Source organism: Roseateles albus, from assembly GCF_028595345.1.
Lineage (GTDB): Bacteria > Pseudomonadota > Gammaproteobacteria > Burkholderiales > Burkholderiaceae_C > Paucibacter_A > Paucibacter_A albus.
The window spans coordinates 192476-209417 of sequence record NZ_JAQQXT010000009.1 but is presented as its reverse complement, the minus strand read 5'-3'; the positions used below and the strand labels follow the sequence as shown (position 1 = coordinate 209417).

The 16942-nt window shown below is 61.3% G+C and carries 15 protein-coding genes; 3 read left to right on the top strand and 12 right to left on the bottom strand.

From position 1 onward, the window contains the following. Positions 1 to 21 precede the first annotated feature (21 nt). A complete protein-coding gene (locus PRZ03_RS15730) occupies positions 22 to 1767 on the top strand; it encodes a methyl-accepting chemotaxis protein (protein WP_273601217.1) in 1746 nt (581 codons plus the stop codon). A gap of 270 nt (positions 1768 to 2037) precedes the next feature. Here the strand turns inward: PRZ03_RS15730 and PRZ03_RS15725 are convergent, their stop codons facing one another. The 6 genes from PRZ03_RS15725 to PRZ03_RS15700 form a co-directional block, all read right to left on the bottom strand. Next, the gene (locus PRZ03_RS15725) at positions 2038 to 2592 is read right to left on the bottom strand and encodes a DUF427 domain-containing protein (RefSeq protein WP_273601216.1); all 555 of its coding nucleotides are present in this window, start codon (positions 2590 to 2592) and stop codon (positions 2038 to 2040) included. Positions 2593 to 2700: 108 nt separating this feature from the next. Then, positions 2701 to 3810, bottom strand: a complete 1110-nt coding sequence (locus tag PRZ03_RS15720; RefSeq protein ID WP_273601215.1) for an NAD(P)-dependent alcohol dehydrogenase — start codon at positions 3808 to 3810, stop codon at positions 2701 to 2703. A 372-nt stretch (positions 3811 to 4182) separates the two neighbouring features. Then, on the bottom strand, positions 4183 to 5400 hold the full coding sequence (locus tag PRZ03_RS15715) for a YeeE/YedE family protein (protein WP_273601213.1): 1218 nt from the start codon (positions 5398 to 5400) through the stop codon (positions 4183 to 4185). Between the two features lie 649 nt (positions 5401 to 6049). Continuing rightward, on the bottom strand, positions 6050 to 6682 hold the full coding sequence (locus PRZ03_RS15710) for a hypothetical protein (protein WP_273601212.1): 633 nt from the start codon (positions 6680 to 6682) through the stop codon (positions 6050 to 6052). Between the two features lie 539 nt (positions 6683 to 7221). After that, entirely contained in the window at positions 7222 to 7668 is a 447-nt protein-coding gene (locus PRZ03_RS15705) for a hypothetical protein (protein ID WP_273601210.1), read from the bottom strand. Between the two features lie 130 nt (positions 7669 to 7798). Continuing rightward, positions 7799 to 9781 (bottom strand): S9 family peptidase, encoded by a 1983-nt coding sequence (locus PRZ03_RS15700; RefSeq protein WP_273601209.1) that lies wholly within the window; start codon positions 9779 to 9781, stop codon positions 7799 to 7801. A 391-nt stretch (positions 9782 to 10172) separates the two neighbouring features. Here PRZ03_RS15700 and PRZ03_RS15695 point away from each other — a divergent pair, with 391 nt between their 5' ends. Beyond that, a complete protein-coding gene (locus tag PRZ03_RS15695) occupies positions 10173 to 10424 on the top strand; it encodes a YciI family protein (RefSeq protein WP_273601208.1) in 252 nt (83 codons plus the stop codon). Positions 10425 to 10481: 57 nt separating this feature from the next. On the opposite strand, the gene PRZ03_RS15690 is transcribed toward PRZ03_RS15695, so the two are convergent. From PRZ03_RS15690 to PRZ03_RS15670, 5 genes are all read right to left on the bottom strand, one after another. Continuing rightward, the gene (locus PRZ03_RS15690; RefSeq protein ID WP_273601206.1) at positions 10482 to 11441 is read right to left on the bottom strand and encodes a CE1 family esterase; all 960 of its coding nucleotides are present in this window, start codon (positions 11439 to 11441) and stop codon (positions 10482 to 10484) included. Positions 11442 to 11536: 95 nt separating this feature from the next. Then, positions 11537 to 13024 (bottom strand): HD domain-containing phosphohydrolase, encoded by a 1488-nt coding sequence (locus PRZ03_RS15685; RefSeq protein WP_273601205.1) that lies wholly within the window; start codon positions 13022 to 13024, stop codon positions 11537 to 11539. Positions 13025 to 13098: 74 nt separating this feature from the next. Next, positions 13099 to 13890 (bottom strand): alpha/beta fold hydrolase, encoded by a 792-nt coding sequence (locus tag PRZ03_RS15680; RefSeq protein ID WP_273601204.1) that lies wholly within the window; start codon positions 13888 to 13890, stop codon positions 13099 to 13101. Positions 13891 to 14143: 253 nt separating this feature from the next. Then, positions 14144 to 14758 (bottom strand): nitroreductase family protein, encoded by a 615-nt coding sequence (locus PRZ03_RS15675; RefSeq protein WP_273601203.1) that lies wholly within the window; start codon positions 14756 to 14758, stop codon positions 14144 to 14146. 11 nt (positions 14759 to 14769) lie between these two features. Next, positions 14770 to 15651, bottom strand: a complete 882-nt coding sequence (locus PRZ03_RS15670; protein WP_273601201.1) for an EamA family transporter — start codon at positions 15649 to 15651, stop codon at positions 14770 to 14772. A 70-nt stretch (positions 15652 to 15721) separates the two neighbouring features. On the opposite strand from PRZ03_RS15670, the gene PRZ03_RS15665 reads away from it, so the two are divergent. Beyond that, the gene (locus PRZ03_RS15665) at positions 15722 to 16225 is read left to right on the top strand and encodes a MarR family winged helix-turn-helix transcriptional regulator (protein WP_273601200.1); all 504 of its coding nucleotides are present in this window, start codon (positions 15722 to 15724) and stop codon (positions 16223 to 16225) included. A gap of 496 nt (positions 16226 to 16721) precedes the next feature. Here PRZ03_RS15665 and PRZ03_RS15660 read toward each other — a convergent pair whose 3' ends face one another. After that, positions 16722 to 16877, bottom strand: a complete 156-nt coding sequence (locus PRZ03_RS15660; protein ID WP_273601199.1) for a hypothetical protein — start codon at positions 16875 to 16877, stop codon at positions 16722 to 16724. Between the last annotated feature and the right edge of the window lie 65 nt (positions 16878 to 16942).

The window sequence follows — 16942 nt, the reverse complement described above, 5'->3', positions numbered from 1 at the left end:
CTTCATTGAACTGTGAATCACGTGAATAATTTGAAAGTTTCGACCCGCCTGACTTTGATGATCGGTGTCTTCTGCACGCTGCTAGTCGGCATTGGCAGCCTGGGGCTATTCGGCATCTGGCAATCGAACGATGCCCTGAAAACAGTCTACGAAGACCGTACGATTCCGGCCACCCAGCTGGGTGAGATCAATGCCTTGTCACTGAAGAACCGCCTCGCGATCAATATTGCGTTGATCGACCCGACCCCAGAGATCATCCAGCAGCGCAGCGCCGACATCGAGGCCAACCTCGCCAAGATTGGCAAGCTCTGGGACGGCTACATGGCCAGCCAGATAACGGCCGAGGAGGCCAAGCTTGCCAAGGACTTCACCGATGCACGCAAGAAGTACCTTCAGGAGGCTCTGATGCCGACGCTCGCCGCGCTGCGCGCGAACAATGCGAAGGAAGCCGAAGGGCTGGTGGAGCAGAAGATCCGTCCGCTTGCCGCCCCAGTTGAACGGGCCAACGAGGCGCTCGTCAAGTTGCAGATCGACGAGGCCCGCAAGGCGTTCAACCTGGCGGTCGGACGATATGACGCGATCCGCATCACCTCGATCATGGCCATTACCGGTGGGCTGCTGTTTGCCGCACTGTTCGGCTTTTTGCTCGCCCGCTCCATCGCGCGCCAGCTCGGTGCCGAGCCGGGTGAGGCCGCCGATCTGGCACGCAGTGTCGCTGCAGGCGACCTCAGCGCGGCCATTGATCTCCGGCAGGGTGACACCTCCAGCCTGATGGCGCAGCTCAAGGAGATGCAGACCAGCTTGGCCGTGGTTGTGTCCAACGTACGCCAGAATTCGGAAGCAGTGGCGAGTGCTTCGGCCGAGATCGCCCAGGGCAACAATGACCTGAGCCAGCGCACCGAGGAGCAGGCCTCGGCGCTTGAGCAGACCGCCGCCTCGATGGAGCAACTCGGTGCCAACGTCAAGCAGAACGCCGACAACGCCAAGCTGGCCAATCAGTTGGCTCAAAGCGCGAGCACGGTGGCCATCAAGGGCGGTGAAGTGGTCGGCCAGGTGGTGAGCACGATGAAGGCCATCAACGACAGTTCGAAGAAGATTGCCGACATCATCGGCGTCATCGATGGCATTGCCTTCCAGACCAATATCCTGGCTCTGAACGCGGCCGTCGAAGCCGCACGCGCCGGTGAGCAGGGCCGTGGCTTTGCTGTGGTGGCCAACGAGGTGCGCAGCCTCGCCGGCCGTTCGGCCGAGGCGGCCAAGCAGATCAAGAGCCTGATCAGCACCAGCGTCGAGCGGGTCGAACAGGGCACGGAGTTGGTCGATCAGGCCGGGGTGACGATGGCCGAGGTGGTCGGTTCGATCAAACGGGTTACCGACTTGATGGGTGAGATCAGTGCCGCTAGCGCCGAGCAAAGCGCGGGGGTGTCGCAGGTGGGCGAGGCGGTCGGCCAGATGGACCAGGTCACCCAGCAGAATGCCGCCCTGGTGGAGGAAAGTGCCGCCGCGGCCGAGAGCATGAAGCTGCAGGCGCAGCAGCTGGTCGAGACGGTGGCGGTGTTCAAGCTGACGCAGGACCCGATTGCGCCGAGCAGGCATCAGGGGTCGCCGCCCGCCGGCATTGAGCGCAGCGGTCCCGACCGCGCGAACAGTGTCGCACGGCCGGTCTTTGGCAAGGCCCAGCCCGCGCCGGCCAAGGTGGCCACTGCGGTGCCAAGCGTCACTGCACCGGCCTTGCGCACGGGCACCAATGGCTGGAAAAGCTTCTGATCAGAGCCGAGGCTGCACGGCGGTTGCCCGTCATTCGAATGCGCAATTGGGGCGGCAACAGGGTGCCCATTGCAGTCGCCCATTGCGTGAGATCGCCCGACGCCGGAAGGCTGGGTACTGCCGCTGAGATTTGGCGATCAAGTGACCGACGTACTTCCTGAAGCTGAAATTGTTCGGCCGTGGTGCCGACTCCGGCGCCGCGCATTGGCGATGGCACTTGCTTGTGTGGGTTTGTCATTTCTTGCGCGCCTCGCGCCCGAACCCGACAGACTACCAAGCTCCGCTATCAGGTCCGCCTTTGAAGGGCCCGGCCAAGTCGGAGGTGATCCAGCCTCCATAGAAGCCGCCCGGCTGTGGACGGGCTTTCGATCCGCCGACATAGCAGTCAAGATTGTGGGCATAGAACGCCACACAGTTGGCGAGCGGCTCGGCACCAGACAAGGGATTGGGGTAGCTCCAGGCGACCTGACCCAAGCGGCGTGCGCCGTCGACCAGATCCCAATAGCGCGCCGGTCCTTTCCACTCACAGAACGAGCCGCCAGCAGCGGGATGCAACAGGTCGAGCTGTACGTCGACCAACGGCAGGTAGAAAGTCGGTGGGTGGGCCGTTTCGCGGACTGCCCAGGCTGCTTGTGTGCGCGCAACCTCTAGGTTGCCCCAAAGCACGACGATCTCACGAGCTTCACGCACGAGCTCTGGTGGTCTCGGGAAATCCCAAACCGAAAGCTGCCCCGACGCAGGGACATCGGCGAACGGGGGCCGCTCTTCGCCTCGCCAGAGCCACTGTTCGCGGGCGCTATCTAGCCATTTGGAATCGCTGTTCATGAGGGCTCAGAGCATACGTCACGAGGCCGCTGCCGAGCCCGTCGGTCCGGCGCTTTACGGGCGGCGGTAACCGGGCCACCGCCGTTTGCGCGGCAATCCCTCCGGGTCCTACGCCAAGGTGGTGGGCACCGATTCCTCAGCCAGAGACGCCATGTCGATGACGTAGCGGAAGCGAACTTCACCTTTCTCGATGCGTGCATAGGCCTCGTTCAGGTCCTGGATGCGCAGCATCTCGATGTCCGGGCCGATGCCATGGAGGGCGCAGAAGTCGATCACCTCCTGGGTCTCGGCGATGCTTCCGATCAGCGACCCCGAGATGCTTCGACGGTGAAATGCAACTTGCTGGTTGTTCACGGGCGCCATGACTTCCAGCGCACCGACCACCACCAGTGTGCAGTCGCGCTTCAGCAACGGCAGGTAGGGGTTCAGGTCGTGCCGCTGCGGTACCGTGGACAACATGAAGTCGAAGCTGGACGCATGGGGCTCCAAGGCCTTTGCATCACTCTCCAGCACGGCGTCGGCGCCGAGCTTGCGCGCCTCCTCCAGCTTGGCCTCGGTGCTGGTGAACACGACAACTTGCGCGCCCATGGCCAGTGCCAGCTTGACGGCCATGTCGCCGAGTCCGCCGAACCCGATGATGCCGACCTTCTGGCCTGCCTGGACCCCCCAGTGCTTCATCGGTGAGTAAGTGGTAACGCCCGAGCACAGGATGGGCGCGGCGACCTCGGGCTTCAGCGCCGGAGGAATCCTGATCAGGAAGTCGTCCCTCACCACCAGCACGTCGGAATAGCCGCCGTAGGTGTTGTCGCGTCCGTAGGTGTTGAGGCCGCCAGGTGCTTGCTTGGCGGGCACCATGGGCCCGTTGTAGGTGGCCAGCCAGCTGTTCGGACCTTCGCAGTAGTTCTGCAAGCCCAGCTTGCACGGCTTGCAGTGACGGCAGCTGTCGATCATGCAGCCCACGCCGACGATGTCGCCCACGGCGTGCGTCGTCACGCCAGCGCCGATCTTCGTCACCCGGCCTACCACCTCGTGGCCCGGCACGCACGGGTACACGGTGTTCGACCACTCGTTCTTTGCTTGGTGGATGTCGGAGTGGCAGACGCCGCAGAACAGCACCTGAATCTGCACGTCACGCTCGCGCGGCTCGTCCCGTTCGAAGGCGAAGGCGCGCAGTGGGCTTTGCGGGTCATGGGCGGCATAGCCGCGGGCTGAGATCATGAGAGTTCCTTTCAAGAAGTGCGTTGCGCCCAAGTTGGTACGTATCGGAAGAGGGCGAGCTTGCGTGAGCCGTAGGGCTTAGGCTGCGAACGGCTTTTTTACGCGCAGGCATCACGCTGAAATCACGACTTGGGTCGACTGCTGCACCGCCCCCTTTTTTGCCAATCAGGTGCGTAACGTGAGCGATGCCTGGGGTCGTGAGGGTCATGGCGCACTATGCGCAAGGGGGCATTCGCTGGTCTGTTCGGTGGCGCACACGCCCTTGCGATGACCTTGCCCCTGGAATCCGTATCCCAGAGCCAAGGCACGAAATGGCTTGCTTGGCCTGAGCGGCAAACCAGCGAGCGCTTGTGGATTGGCGTGGGCAAGCCATCAGTGCTTCGACGGCGGTACGTCAGACAGTCCGAAGACGGGCCGCAGGTGTAGCCCTGCCCAGGTGCCAACCAAGGCGAACACGATCCACAGCCAGCCGTGCAGGCTGCCCGACGCGATGCCGCTGAAGAAGGCGCCGATGTTGCAGCCGTAAGCCAGTCGAGCGCCGTAGCCCAGCAGCAAACCGCCGACCACCGATGCGGCAAAGTGGCCACCGGAAATGCGCCAGACCGGTTTGAATTTACCGGCCGCGCCGGCAGCAAGCAGCGCGCCCAGCATGATGCCGAAGTCCATCACCGACGTGATGTCCGCCAGCGCGCCTTTGTGCAACGCGGCCTGCATCTCTGGCGATGAATAGCCCGACCAGCCGGTGATGGGCACGCCCACTGACTGAAGCAGCATGCCTCCCCACAGGCCGTACGCCGAAGTGATGCCCCAAGGTCTGCCCGCGAGCGTGACGAAGTTCAGCAGCGCCAACGCCAATGCGCCAGTCAGCAGAGGCCAGGGACCCGACACGCAAGGCGTGGCACCAGCACGCGCGACACCCGGGGCGGCGCCCGCGCCGGCATTCATGGAGGGCAAGGTCGCAATGGACACCACACTGCCATGCCGCGCGCGTTCCAAGCGCCAGGCGACACAATACGCGGCGGCAAAGACGGCCAAATTCAGGGCCAGCGCCAACGGCCAGCCCAGGCCCGTGATCAGCGATACCGGCTCCAAAGCAGGCAGCCGTTCCCACCACGCAAGGTGGGTGACGCCGACCACCGATCCGACGATGAAGAACAGCAAGGTGACCAGCATGCGCGTGCTGCCGCCGCCCAGCGCATACAAGGTGCCGGATGCACAGCCTCCGCCCAGTTGCATGCCGATACCGAAGATGAACGCGCCAAACATGAGCGACACACCGACAGGCGACAAGAACCCGATAACCGGCTGGCCCCACAGGGTGCCGCCGACCAACACCGGAAAAAACAGCAGGCAGGCGACGCCCAGCATGACCATCTGGGCACGGAAGCCTGCGCTGCGCCTGCTGGCCAGCAGCACGCGGAAAGCGGATGTGAATCCGAACACCGATTGGTACAGCACGCCGCCAAGCGCAACACCGGTCAGCATCAGCAGCACATGCCTGCCGGGGGCGTGGCGGGCTATGCTGATGCCCAGCAATACGACGACGGCGAGGGCAGCCAGCGCCACGCCGGGTTGCGGTTTGGGTGTCACAGCGCGAGACATGTGCCGATCGGGCGAGTGGCGAAAACGTCTAGGAGGGCGACCGCCTCCGGATGCCGCTTGCAAGCGAACGGCGTTCCAGCGGCAGTGGTCACGGCAAGGCAATAGTTCAAGGCATCTCCGAGACAGCGCGCGCCCCCGTTCGTCGGCTCAACCGAAGTCAATGTGCGCGCCGGGGCGGCATCGGTCTGTGCGTTGCACCACCGAAGGCAGCGAGCGCCAAATCGGCCAGGACTCCCGTGGATTCAAGCCATAGTCTCGAAACACGGTGCGGCTGGGTGAAGCGACGTTTTGCCAAGCGCACTGACGGCCACAGCTCCGGGCACCCTGTCGCTGCCAGCACAGCGCACTCGAATGACAAGAACTGGCCGGGAGTGTGAGGCTGCAACATCGCCAGTAAGCCACTGCTGACCGGATCAGTAGGCGAACCCAACGTCAGCTATGCGGCGCATGTTCGAACTGTCGGCCAAGCGCAGGCTGAGACATTTCGAGGGCGCTGACTGCGTGGCAACTCCGTGCCCAAAGCCGGTTTTGGCCTAGGCTCGACGTACTAACTCAGTCGGCCATGAGCAGGCTTCCATGACTGACGGCCACTCATCTCAAGGCCAACAGGTTGGGACGGTTCTTGTTCGCCAAACGCCTACTTGTCCGAGACCCGGCAAGCCTCGATGGCAAGGTTGAGCGGCTTCAGCAGCTTCAGGGGATCCGAGGACTTGAGGTAAAAACCGGAACTGCGTTGGCGCCCTACAGTCACCAGGGTCTGCGAGGGCCAGTGCGCCTTTTGTTCCTCATAAACCGACTGCGGCACGATCACTGCGGTGGTCACATCCATCGAAAGCTCTTTGGCCAAAAGCGGATAGGTGTAGGACCCCGTGACATGGGTATAGCCATCTGCCAAGTGATCAATCTGCTGCGGCGAACCCAGTCGCGCTGCAATACGCAAGTTCTTGTCCTGGATGTTCACGGGGCGCAATGAAAGCCAAACGTCTGGGTTGTCCCACGTCGCGGCGCTTTGCAACATCACTGAGGCCCGCTCTGTGGCGAATCCCATTGGGAAGGCGATGTCAAGCTGACCGTCCATGATCATCTGGATCAAGCGCTTGGTCGGTAAGGCTTGCCACTCGAAGCGGGCGTTCAGTGCCGACTCTATGCATTCAAAGATGCGCCGCTTGGAGCTATCCTTGATGATCAGCTTGCCACCGCTTATGTCGTAGCCGGGCAAACCTTCCGGGGTGCCAGCGCGCAGCAGCACGCGCTCAGAGGCCCAACTCAACGAAGCGCTCCAGCCTAGAGCGAAGACAAGCAAGCGCGAGCAAATCGTAATGCTGTACGGCATCGAAACATTTTAGGGTCTGAATTTGCGGCATCACACTGAGCATTGCACCCGGCCGCTTTGGGGCTGCCGATTGCCTGCTGAAGGTGGCGTCGAATGTCGATGATGGGCACCGAGTTGCTACGCGGGAATTGACCTCGAAATGTCCGGGCCTGTTCCAAGCCGACAGTTCGAACGGGCGCCGCAAAGCTGACGTTCGGTTCGTCGACCGTTTTGGTCAACGTCGGCTTCCGGGCGATGTTGCGGCCTCAAGCTTCAGGTCAGCTGCTGTTATTCGGATGCGCAGTGGGTGGCGCCAGCACGGTGCCCGGAGCTGACATTCAAGGCTAGCCTTTGGCCGGCATTGGAAAACCCAAAGGAGACGTCTCCGGCGCGAGATTGGTATGCGCATAGCTGACATTGCACACCACATGAGCCTCGGATAGATCCGAATTGCTTTGCCGACAATGGCCCGTCCTTCGTGCAGCCTTTGTGGCTGACTAAAACCATGCGGCAGCCTGAACGGAGCGCCAGTCAAGCAGTACGGCGACTACAGCGATAGCAACGAGCGCCAACACCGCGGAAGGAACAACGAAGTCAAGAATAGTGGGCTTCAGCAGAGCAGCTACTGCTGGCTCAACCCTGGTACCCATAAGTTCCGGGTGAAGTAGCGCTCGTATTTTCGCCCCGGCAAAGTACGCAATTACGGTGTCCGCGGTCAAAGCCAAGATCACCGCTGCACGCGCACCTCCCTGCGTAACGCCGGCGATTGCAGCGAAGGCAACCCCCGGGACGAGGAAGAGTAGGCCCGTGATGCCGATACCGAAGAGAGCTACGACGCCCAGAATCAGGAGGGCGATGGCAATGATGGCTTGTGTTGTTTTGAGCACGCACATGATGTCGTTTGTTAGGCCTAACGATGCCGATACCCTAGTGGAGGTGATCAAGGGCGGCTTTTCGTCCTGGTCTCTTTTATGGTCGCTGAAATGCGGAAAAGGCGTATTGCTGGTTCGTCAAATTCTCCGGCGAAGGTCGCTCCAAAAGAGTCGTAGTCCCTCGGGTGGGGCGGAGTCCAGCTCACTTGATTGCCGCTGCTTGCAATCCCGGCACATGCTCCGCGCCGGTGACGATATGTGCTGTTGATTGGCGCACAGTCTCCCCCAGAGGCTCGACGCGGCCGCCCAAGCATTGACCCAGGAAAGCCTCCGCCATGGCATTGAAGCCGATGCGGTTGTTGGGCTTGTTGAAGCCATGGCCCTCGTCGGGATAGAGCACATAGGTGACCGGGATCTTTTTGGCCTGCATGGCCAGGACGATCTGGTCGCTTTCAGCCTGCTTGACGCGCGGGTCGTTGGCGCCCTGGCCGATCAAGAGCGGCCGCGCGATCTGATCGGCCTTGTAGACCGGCGAGGCGGCGCGCAGTGTGGCCCGGCCCTCCTCAGTCGTGGGGTCGCCCATGCGCTTGTAGAACTGCTGCTTGCGTGCTTCCCAATAGGGTGGGATGGTTGCGAGCAAGGTCTCTAGATTGGAGGGGCCGACGATGTCCACACCGCAGGCGAAGCTGGTGGGTGTGAAGCTCAGGCCTACTAGGCTGGCGTAACCGCCGTAGCTGGCTCCCATGATTGCCACAGTGTCGGGCCTGGTGATGCCTTGTTTGACGGCCCAGTCCTTTGCGTCCAACAGGTCGGTATGCATGGCCTTGGTCCACTGCAGATTGCCGGCGTTGAGAAACTTCTTACCGAATCCACTCGAGGCTCGGTAATTGACCGACAGCACTGCATAGCCGCGATTGGCTAGCCACTGGTGGCGCTCGTCGTATGTCATGCTTTCCCGTGACCAGGGGCCGCCGTGCACCAGCAGTACAAGAGGCACCGGCTGGTCTGCTTTGCCGTCGCCATCCCGATCGGCAGACTTGGGCAGGCTCAGATAGCTGGGCAGGATCAAGCCGTCACGCGCCTTGATTTCCACGCCGTGCATGGCGACCAGAGGGGCGTTCAGCAGGGCCGCACGTGTGGGGTAGAGCGGTGTGAGTTGGCGCGCCTTGCGGTCAAACAAGTAGGTGGTGCCGACCTTGGAAATCGGCTCAATGCCGACGATCCATTGGTCATCGGCATGGGTGCGGCTGGGCACAAATACCTCGCCCTTGCCCAGGCGGTTCTGCAGCCAGGCAAAGTCAGTCTGCATGGCCTTGTCGAAGAATTTCCACTCCAAATTCAGGTAGTTCACTGCGTAAGCCTGGATCTTTCCGTTGCGCGGATCGAGCATGGTTTCGCGCAGGTCGACGCGGGCATCCTCGGCGAGCAGGCGCTGCCGGCCACTGGCCACGTCTTCGGCAAACACCGCGGTGGTGTCTCGCCCGCGTGAGTCGGTCCAGTACAGGGTCCGCCCATCATGGGTGTAGCCCAGCGGCGCGGTCGCACTGTCTTCCAGGGTGGTGCTCAGATAGGGCGCTTGTGCCACCTGCGCCTGACTGACGCGAAAGTAGTCGCTGCCACCGGCTGCATTGGGGCGCTGGGCCAGACGAATCTGCAAGTCGTGGTCGACCAGGAAATTGGCGTAGCCATCGGCCCGCATCAACAGCCGCAGCGCGCCGCTCCTGAGGTCGAGTCGGTAGACATCGTGCCAGCGCGGATCGCGTTGATTGAGACCAAGGACTAACTCGTGCGGGTGTGCGCTTGAACGACCCAGCAGCCTCGCACGCACCTGAGAGAAAGGCGTGTAGTCGCGCTGTCGGCCCGTACCCAATTCAATGCCGTAGAGGTGAAGGTTCTCGTCACCGGCTTGGTCCTGGAAAAACATCAGATGCTGGCTGTCACTCGACCAAAAATAGCTCGGGATGTCCTGGCCCTTTGAACTGGTGACAGGCTTTGCGGCAGCTGGCCGATGACTGGGCGCCAGCCAGATATTCATGACGCCATCAACAGGCGCGAGCCAGGACAGCCATTTGCCGTTCGGGCTCAACTGAGCCTCGCTTCGTTCTGGGCTGCCGAACAGCGCGGTGCGGGCAATCAGCGGGGTCTCGCTCTCAGGCGCACCCGGTGAGGCGGCACGAGCGGTCAACGGAAGCGCGGCACATAGAAGCAGGCCGAGGGTCGAAATGGCAAGGGCAGTGGAACAAAGGAGAGTCATGAGCAGCTTGGGGACCATTAATGGCGTGAGTTTTTGATGGAGATTGATATTTCTGCCGATTCCGGCCGTCATTGCGCGTGCAGCATTGACGTGCTTGAGCAATGCGCTATGGGTGGCTGGCGACTTGGCGATATTCATGGTGTTCAGGGGCTAGTCAATAGAATCGTTGCGAGTAAAAATACAGTTAGCAAAAGCCAGTGCATGAGTTCGCGGCGAATCGACTTTCATGTCAGTTCCAATCAAATTTTTGGTCGGTCAATCTTGGTGCGGGCCGCCGATGCTCCAATGGCTTAAAACACGAACAAACTAATCAGATTCCGTCATGCCCCGCTATCTCGTCCTCACCCTGCGCACGCCAAACTTCGATCTGAACGTCGTGCCTGATCACTATGCCTTTCTCGACCGACTGAAGAGCGAGGAACGTCTGGAAATGGCTGGCCCTTTCACGGACAAAACCGGCGGCGCCTATCTACTTAAGGCGGCGCATCTCGAAGAGGCCAAACAAATCGCATTTGCCGACCCTCTGCACAGTTCCGGCTCATCGGTCGTAACGGTGAAGGAATGGAATGCCTGATGGGGGCAGACACATGAGTCAGCGAGTTCGCTCTGTCGGTTTCGACCCTTGTGTTGGCTAGAAATCGGGCGAGGCAGAGCGTTTTTCCTTGAAGAAGTCCCAGGCCGCTTCAGCGGTTTCGAAATCTGCGTTTTGCTCACCGACTAGCCACTGGATCCAGCGTGGGTAGCGCCGCGTCGGGCTGGGTTCCGCATGGCCGCCTTGGTCGATACGGATCAGGCCAACTTGCAGTTGCTGTGGATCAGCGCCCCAAATAAACCTTGTGGCTCGCGTCTTGTTGCTGGCAACGCGCTGCTGCAGTGGCTGCGGAACGGCATTACCCGTCAGCCCAGCGAGTTTTCTCCACACATCGATCGAGGCTTCGATGCCCAGCATGGAGCCGGACTGGCGCCGATTCTTCAAAAAGCTGCCTCCGGAGTAGCGCACCAAGGGGTCGGCTTGGCTGGCAATTAGTAGGGCAGACAGCGGGACTCGCGGCGGCGGGCATTTGTTGTTCAATGGCATCGAGGCGAGCACGGCCGAGAACGCAGCCAGCTTTGGCGCCAACTCCGTCGCCAGGCGAAACGCCATCATGCCGCCCTTGGACACACCCATCACGTAGACTCGTGCAGCATCGACATGCTGACTTTCAATCAGCTCATCAATCAAGGCTCCGATGAAGCCGCAGTCGTCGGTCTTGGCGTTGATAGGCGCATCGGCAAAACCATCATTCCAGCTGTGGCCGACACCATCGGGAACGGCAAGCAGACAGTGTTCGCGTTCAGCGATCTCCAGCCAATGCGCCAATGGCGAGGGCGGGAAGCCCTGGCCCAGCAACTGCGCCGCAGAAGCCCCGAAACCATGCAAAAGAATCACCAAGGGGGTGCGTTCCTTCGGCCTCAGGCGAGGCTGGGCCAGCAGGTAGTTGCGTGGTCCCTCCGGGCGCAGCAGCAATTCTTTGCTTATGGCTGCGGTCGGCCCGCAGACCTTGCTGCTGCCAAGAAGGAATTTGCGCGTGAAAGCGAAGGTCGAGGACATTGAATCTGTCTTGTTATTTTTTCTGTGGGCCATTTGCCGCTGACTTTGGGTCCGCGAAAAGTGATGTGGGATACGCGCTAGCCCCGGCCTAGGAGTTAAAAGCGGCTTGCTTCCAACAATCCGAGGCGCATTGCTTTGACCGTCGCCGCCGCACGCGTGCTGCATGCCAGTTTGCGGAACACATTTTCCAGATGGGCCCGCACCGTGCTGGGACTGATGCACAGGTGCTGCGCGGCTTCCTTGTTGCTTTGCCCGTGGCTGATGCAATACAGCACCTCGATCTCGCGCGAAGTCAGCTTGGGGGCATCACTCGCCGACTCCCTGCTCTGCGTTATGGCAACCGCTGGTGCGTCATCGATCAACAGGCAGTCAACGATGTCTGCATTGAAGCGTCCCTGCTTCGCTTCCAGTCTCATGTCACGCGCGGCTTGGGCGGCATCAAGCGCAGGTCGACCGGGCTTGGCGGTTTGTAACAGGGTCAAGCGAGCGGCTGCGCCCAGGATCTGGGCTTCGATGCTGATCGCATTGCCGCAGACGCCGCGAAAATACCCGGAGCCGTCCAATCTCTCGTCGACGTAGGACGCAAGCTCGGCCTCCACGCGCAGTTTGGTGATGCGCTGTCCGGCGCGTGCCGTCCAGTAGGGCACCAGGCGCAAGGACTCCTGAGCCCCTTCACTGAGCGGCCGCGTGGTTTCGAAAACCGCATTAGGCGCCGAGGCTCGACCCAGGCCGTGGATCAGACCCGCGCGGTAAACAGTTTGTTGGGCTTGCGTAGTCCCTCCCATCCGTTGGCAGCAGGCTGCGGCTGTGTTGGCCACACGCCTTGAGAACCCGGTCAACCAGGGCAGCTTGAGATCGATCACATCCGCGATCAGTTCCAGCGGCGCGCATCGGGATCCTCTCAAGGACCAGGGCGACGCTTCAGCCAGCGCGGCGCCGTCGTCAAGACCCTGCTGCCAGCGAGGGGCAAATTTCTGAACGGCTTTCACGATGTGGAGGGGGTACAGCACATCGGCACGGGCCGTTATCAAGTCCAGTGCCGTATTCAGACCATAGACGCGCCCGAATATTTCCAGGTCACTGGCGGCCGCTACGATGAAGACAGACAAAGGAATCTGCTCGGCCGGTAGGCCAGCCGGCTTGCCGAGCCCATCGAAACTTTCAAAAATGTCGCGCAGGGATGTCTCGACATTGGAGGGCATACCCAGGCAGCGCGCCACTTCACCGGATACCTCGCAGTGGATGGTGGCTAGCGCGCCCATAGCGTGACGTGCGTTGACGGGGAAGCTTTGGAAGCCGGTGTCCAGCATGGACTGGCGCCCCTTGACGTCATCCCCCATCAGGCTGGAAAACTCAGGCGCGTTGGCTGTGCAACCGGACCAACGCAACAAGGCCACATACGCGCTGTCACCTTGCACATCGACGTCGCAGCCCAATTCGGTTGCAAGCTGGACTGCCAGCCAGGCCGTGCGAACAGAGTGGTCGACAGGCTGCCCCATGCTCAGGTCCCCAACAAATGCCAGTGCCTTGACGGCGTCGTGCACGTCAATGTCGGACGAGATCGTGGGAACTTGGCAATGCATGGCGATCAAGCGTGTAAGCGGATATCAAGGTTAAACGCAGAGATTCTTGATGCCCTGGTCCCGGTCCTGGGTGCTCAGCGACTTGAACTCTCTACGGCATCCAGTATCACCGCCGCCACGTTGGCAGCCTGCGATTGCTGTGGCACATGGCTGGCAGCGAGGCTGGTCACGTGAGCGCCGATCTTCTTGGCCAAAGCACGTTGAAGTTCGGGCTGAATCATGCGGTCATTTTCGCTGATGATGTACCAGGACGGCTTATCCTTCCACGCTGCGGCCGTCAGTTTCTGTTCGAACGATTTGGCTTGAATTGGGCCTTGCGTGGCGGCCATCACCCTTGTCGCAGCTTCGGTCAGGTCTTGCGCGAAGTATTTGCTCAGGCCTTGCGGACTGAGCGTCAAGAAACCTTCCGCGTCCGCCACGAGGTGGGCCAAGCCTGCAGGTGCAGCGTAGTTCTTGCCCAAATCGGCAGATGCTTCGCCGACATCTGGCGCAAGTGCTGCAACGTAGACCAGCGAAGCTACTTGGCGATCAGTACCTGCCTGCGTAATGACGGAGCCGCCCCACGAATGGCCAACCAAGACGACCTTGCCCGGCTGTGCCGCAATGGCACGCTTGGTCGCAGCAACGTCATCTTCCAACGAGGTCAAGGGATTCTGTACAGCCACCACGCGAACGCCCTCGGCCTGTAAGAAGGGGATGACCTTGGCCCAGTCCGAGCCATCAGCAAATGCTCCGTGAACGATCACGACGGAAGCCTTCTCCCGAACTGGGGATGTCTGCGCAGCCGCGTTAGGGGTTGGAGCCGCGAGGGCCAGAATGATGGCTTTGCATGCGAATGCGCCGGTATGCAGCGATAGTAGGTTCATGGGCTGAGTGGGTGCGGAGCTGAATGACCATGACTGTCTCAGCCCAAGGCGTTTTGCGCCATTGGACGAACGTCCTAGTTTCAAAGCATTCGCTTGGGCGCGGCACCGTACATGAGCGATGCCCTGGGTTTCAGGCTTACGCCCATGTGCTTCCGTATTTTGAAGACTTCAGGGCCATCGGTGATAGATTGGGTCAAATTGATTCGGCCAGCGCACAGCAGAACCTTGACCGCGCTGGCGTCGCCCGTTTGCGTTACGCAAACGCCAGCACCTCACTCAGCGGCTTGCGGGGTTTCTGCGGCCAGTTGCCGGGGGCCGCATGGCCGACAGGCAAGAGCAGCACAGGCAGTTCATTGGCGCTGAGTCCGAATGCTTGGGTCACGCCGGGCGCGTCGAAGCCGCTCATGGGGCAACTCATCAGGCCCAGCCCTTCGGCAGCAAGCATCAAGGTCATTGCGGCCAGGGAGGCGGAGCGTATCGCTTCGTCGCGCTGGGCCTGGGTTTGCCCTTGCATTGCCTCCTGGGCCATGTTGACCCAGGTGTCGCGCAGGGTGACCGGCACTATTCCCGCATCGACCGCCGCTTGCAAGCTGTGCCCGAGTTGGCGGTGAGCTTGCAAGGTGCCGCAGATGATGAAACACACGCTGGCATCTTCAACCTTGTTTTGACCGTATGCCAGGGCCTTCAAGCGGGCTTTGGCCGGTGCCGACCTCACCGCGATGAACTTCCAATTCTGCAAGTGAAAAGCCGAAGGTGCCCGGGTAGCTAGGTCGACCAACTGGGTGAGCACCTCATCTTGCAGTGTCTGCTTGGGGTCAAAGTGGTTGCCGGAAATGCGGCGTCGAATCAAGTGGTTGATGTCAGTCATGGTGATTACTTTCAGGGTTGTGAGGTGGAGGAATGACTGGCCTTTTGCACAGCCAAGATGCTAGTCAGCACCATCGCGAAGCCCAGCAGGGCCAGGCCGCCCAAGCTTTGGTTCAGTACGGCCCAGCCCAGCAGTACGGCACTCAGCGGACTGAGCAAGCTCAGTGACGACACGGCCACGGGCGACAACTGATAGACGCCGCGAAACCAAAGCGCGTAGCTCAGCAAGGTGCCCACCAAGCTGAGGTAGGCGTAGCCCAGGGCGTGACGGCCGTTGAGTGCTGGCAAGGGCGGGTCCACCCACCAAGCCAACGGGACCAACACCAGACCGCCAATCAGCAACTGCCAACCGGTGAAGGCCAGCAAGGGTAGGCCTGTGCGCCAGCGCCTTGCCAAGAAGGTGCCTGCGGCCATGCACGCAGCACCGGCCAGGGCGGCACCCAGGCCGATACCGTCCCAGGTCATGGTTGGCGACAGCAGCAAGGCGGCCATGCCCAGGACACCCAGCACGCCGGCGCCCAGGGCTACCGCGCCGGGCCAACGTCCGTCTAGGGCCCAGGCCATGGCCATCACCAAGATCGGTTGGACAGCACCCACTACGGCCGCCAAGCCGCCAGGCAGGCGGTAGGCCGCGACGAAGAGCAGGGCTTGAAAGAAGCCTATGTTCAGTGCAGCTAAAACCGCGAGTCGCCCCCACTCGGCACGGGCGGGGGCTTGGCGGCAGGCCAACACCAGCAAAAGGCCCGCCGGCAGGCAGCGCAGCACCGCGGCCGTGAAGGGGCGATCGGGCGGCAGCCACTCGGTGGTGACGATGTAAGTTGAGCCCCAGATCAGCGGGGCGAGTGCGGTCAGCAGGATGGTGTTTCGCGCGGACGATGTGGGTGTGTTGGTCATCTCATTTATCTTGAAGTCGAGATAAACATCTTAGCGGATAATCTCGATATCAAGATAAATGGAGAGGGCAATGGCCTCTGATAACTCGGGTGATGCGGTGGACGCCATCCTCAGGCAATGGCACGAGGAGCGCCCAGACTTGGATGTCACACCCATGGGCACTCTCGGCCGGGCCAAGCGCTGTGCTGCGCTGCTCCAGCAACGGCTGGACCGGGTGTTCTTGGACTTCGGCCTGAGCGGTTGGGAGTTTGATGTGTTGGCGACCTTGCGCCGTGCAGGGGCGCCTTACTGCCTGGCGCCCACGGCGCTGTTCCAACAGCTAATGGTCAGCTCGGGCACCATGACGCACCGAATGCAGCGGCTCGAATCTGTCGGATGGGTGGAGCGCAGGTCTAACCCCGATGATGCGCGGAGCTTGCTGGTGCAACTGACACCTCAGGGGCTGGCGCTTATAGACCAGGCGGTCACCGCCCATGTTAAAAATCAGCACGCGATCTTGGCGCCCTTGAAGGCTTCAGAGTTGCGGGCCTTGGATGCAGGTCTGAAGGCTTTATTGGCCGAGCTGGAGCGTTGATACGGGTGTGGCCTTTGTCCCGCAGAAAGCTAACAGAGAGGTGGCGAAAACGCTGCGGCAGACACAGCGCAAGAGTTGTCAGTTTGGACCGAGAACCTTCTTCGCTGGCAGCACAAGCATGGAGATCAGATGCCCGAAAGCAGGCCTTCGCGGGCGGCAGGAATTAGCCGGTCGCATGAATTGGTCGAACCAAACTGAATACCTGCAATGGGCACCGAGTTGCTACGCGGGCAGTAACCTCGAAATGTCCGGGCCTGCTCCAAGCCGACAGTTCGAACAAGCGCCGCATAGTTGACGTTCGGTTCGCCGACCGTTCCGGTCAACGGCGGCTTACCGGCGATGTTGCGGCCTCACGCTCCAGGTCAGCTGCAGTCATTCGGATGCGCAGTGGGTGGCGCCAGCACGGTGCCCGTAGCAGTCGCTCGAAGGTAACGCCGGCAAGGGCAAAAAGCACATACACAGCCCATCAAGCCAGCACACGTTCAACATAGGCCGGCTACTCTTTCTGCTGCGCGCTGGCTGGAAACACCTTGCCCTCTGTCAAGAGGCGGCCAAAGGTACTGGTCGTCAACTCTTGACAAACGGCAGCCAAACGCACGGGCGCGCTCTCGCTGTGGTCTTCAACAAGTCTGGCCGCGATGATTAACTGCATGACCAGCCTCCTCAGTGTTGGGCGACCCAGAACTACTGTTCGCCCAGCGATTCAGCGTCTAGGTT

Bases quoted from the DNA above. Each gene is read 5' to 3' on its own strand.
- PRZ03_RS15685 (WP_273601205.1), bottom strand. From the start codon at position 13,024: ATGCATTGCCAAGTTCCCACGATCTCGTCCGACATTGACGTGCACGAC.
- PRZ03_RS15680 (WP_273601204.1), bottom strand. From the start codon at position 13,890: ATGAACCTACTATCGCTGCATACCGGCGCATTCGCATGCAAAGCCATC.
- PRZ03_RS15720 (WP_273601215.1), bottom strand. From the start codon at position 3,810: ATGATCTCAGCCCGCGGCTATGCCGCCCATGACCCGCAAAGCCCACTG.
- PRZ03_RS15695 (WP_273601208.1), top strand. From the start codon at position 10,173: ATGCCCCGCTATCTCGTCCTCACCCTGCGCACGCCAAACTTCGATCTG.
- PRZ03_RS15670 (WP_273601201.1), bottom strand. From the start codon at position 15,651: ATGACCAACACACCCACATCGTCCGCGCGAAACACCATCCTGCTGACC.
- PRZ03_RS15675 (WP_273601203.1), bottom strand. From the start codon at position 14,758: ATGACTGACATCAACCACTTGATTCGACGCCGCATTTCCGGCAACCAC.
- PRZ03_RS15660 (WP_273601199.1), bottom strand. From the start codon at position 16,877: ATGCAGTTAATCATCGCGGCCAGACTTGTTGAAGACCACAGCGAGAGC.
- PRZ03_RS15725 (WP_273601216.1), bottom strand. From the start codon at position 2,592: ATGAACAGCGATTCCAAATGGCTAGATAGCGCCCGCGAACAGTGGCTC.
- PRZ03_RS15690 (WP_273601206.1), bottom strand. From the start codon at position 11,441: ATGTCCTCGACCTTCGCTTTCACGCGCAAATTCCTTCTTGGCAGCAGC.
- PRZ03_RS15665 (WP_273601200.1), top strand. From the start codon at position 15,722: ATGGCCTCTGATAACTCGGGTGATGCGGTGGACGCCATCCTCAGGCAA.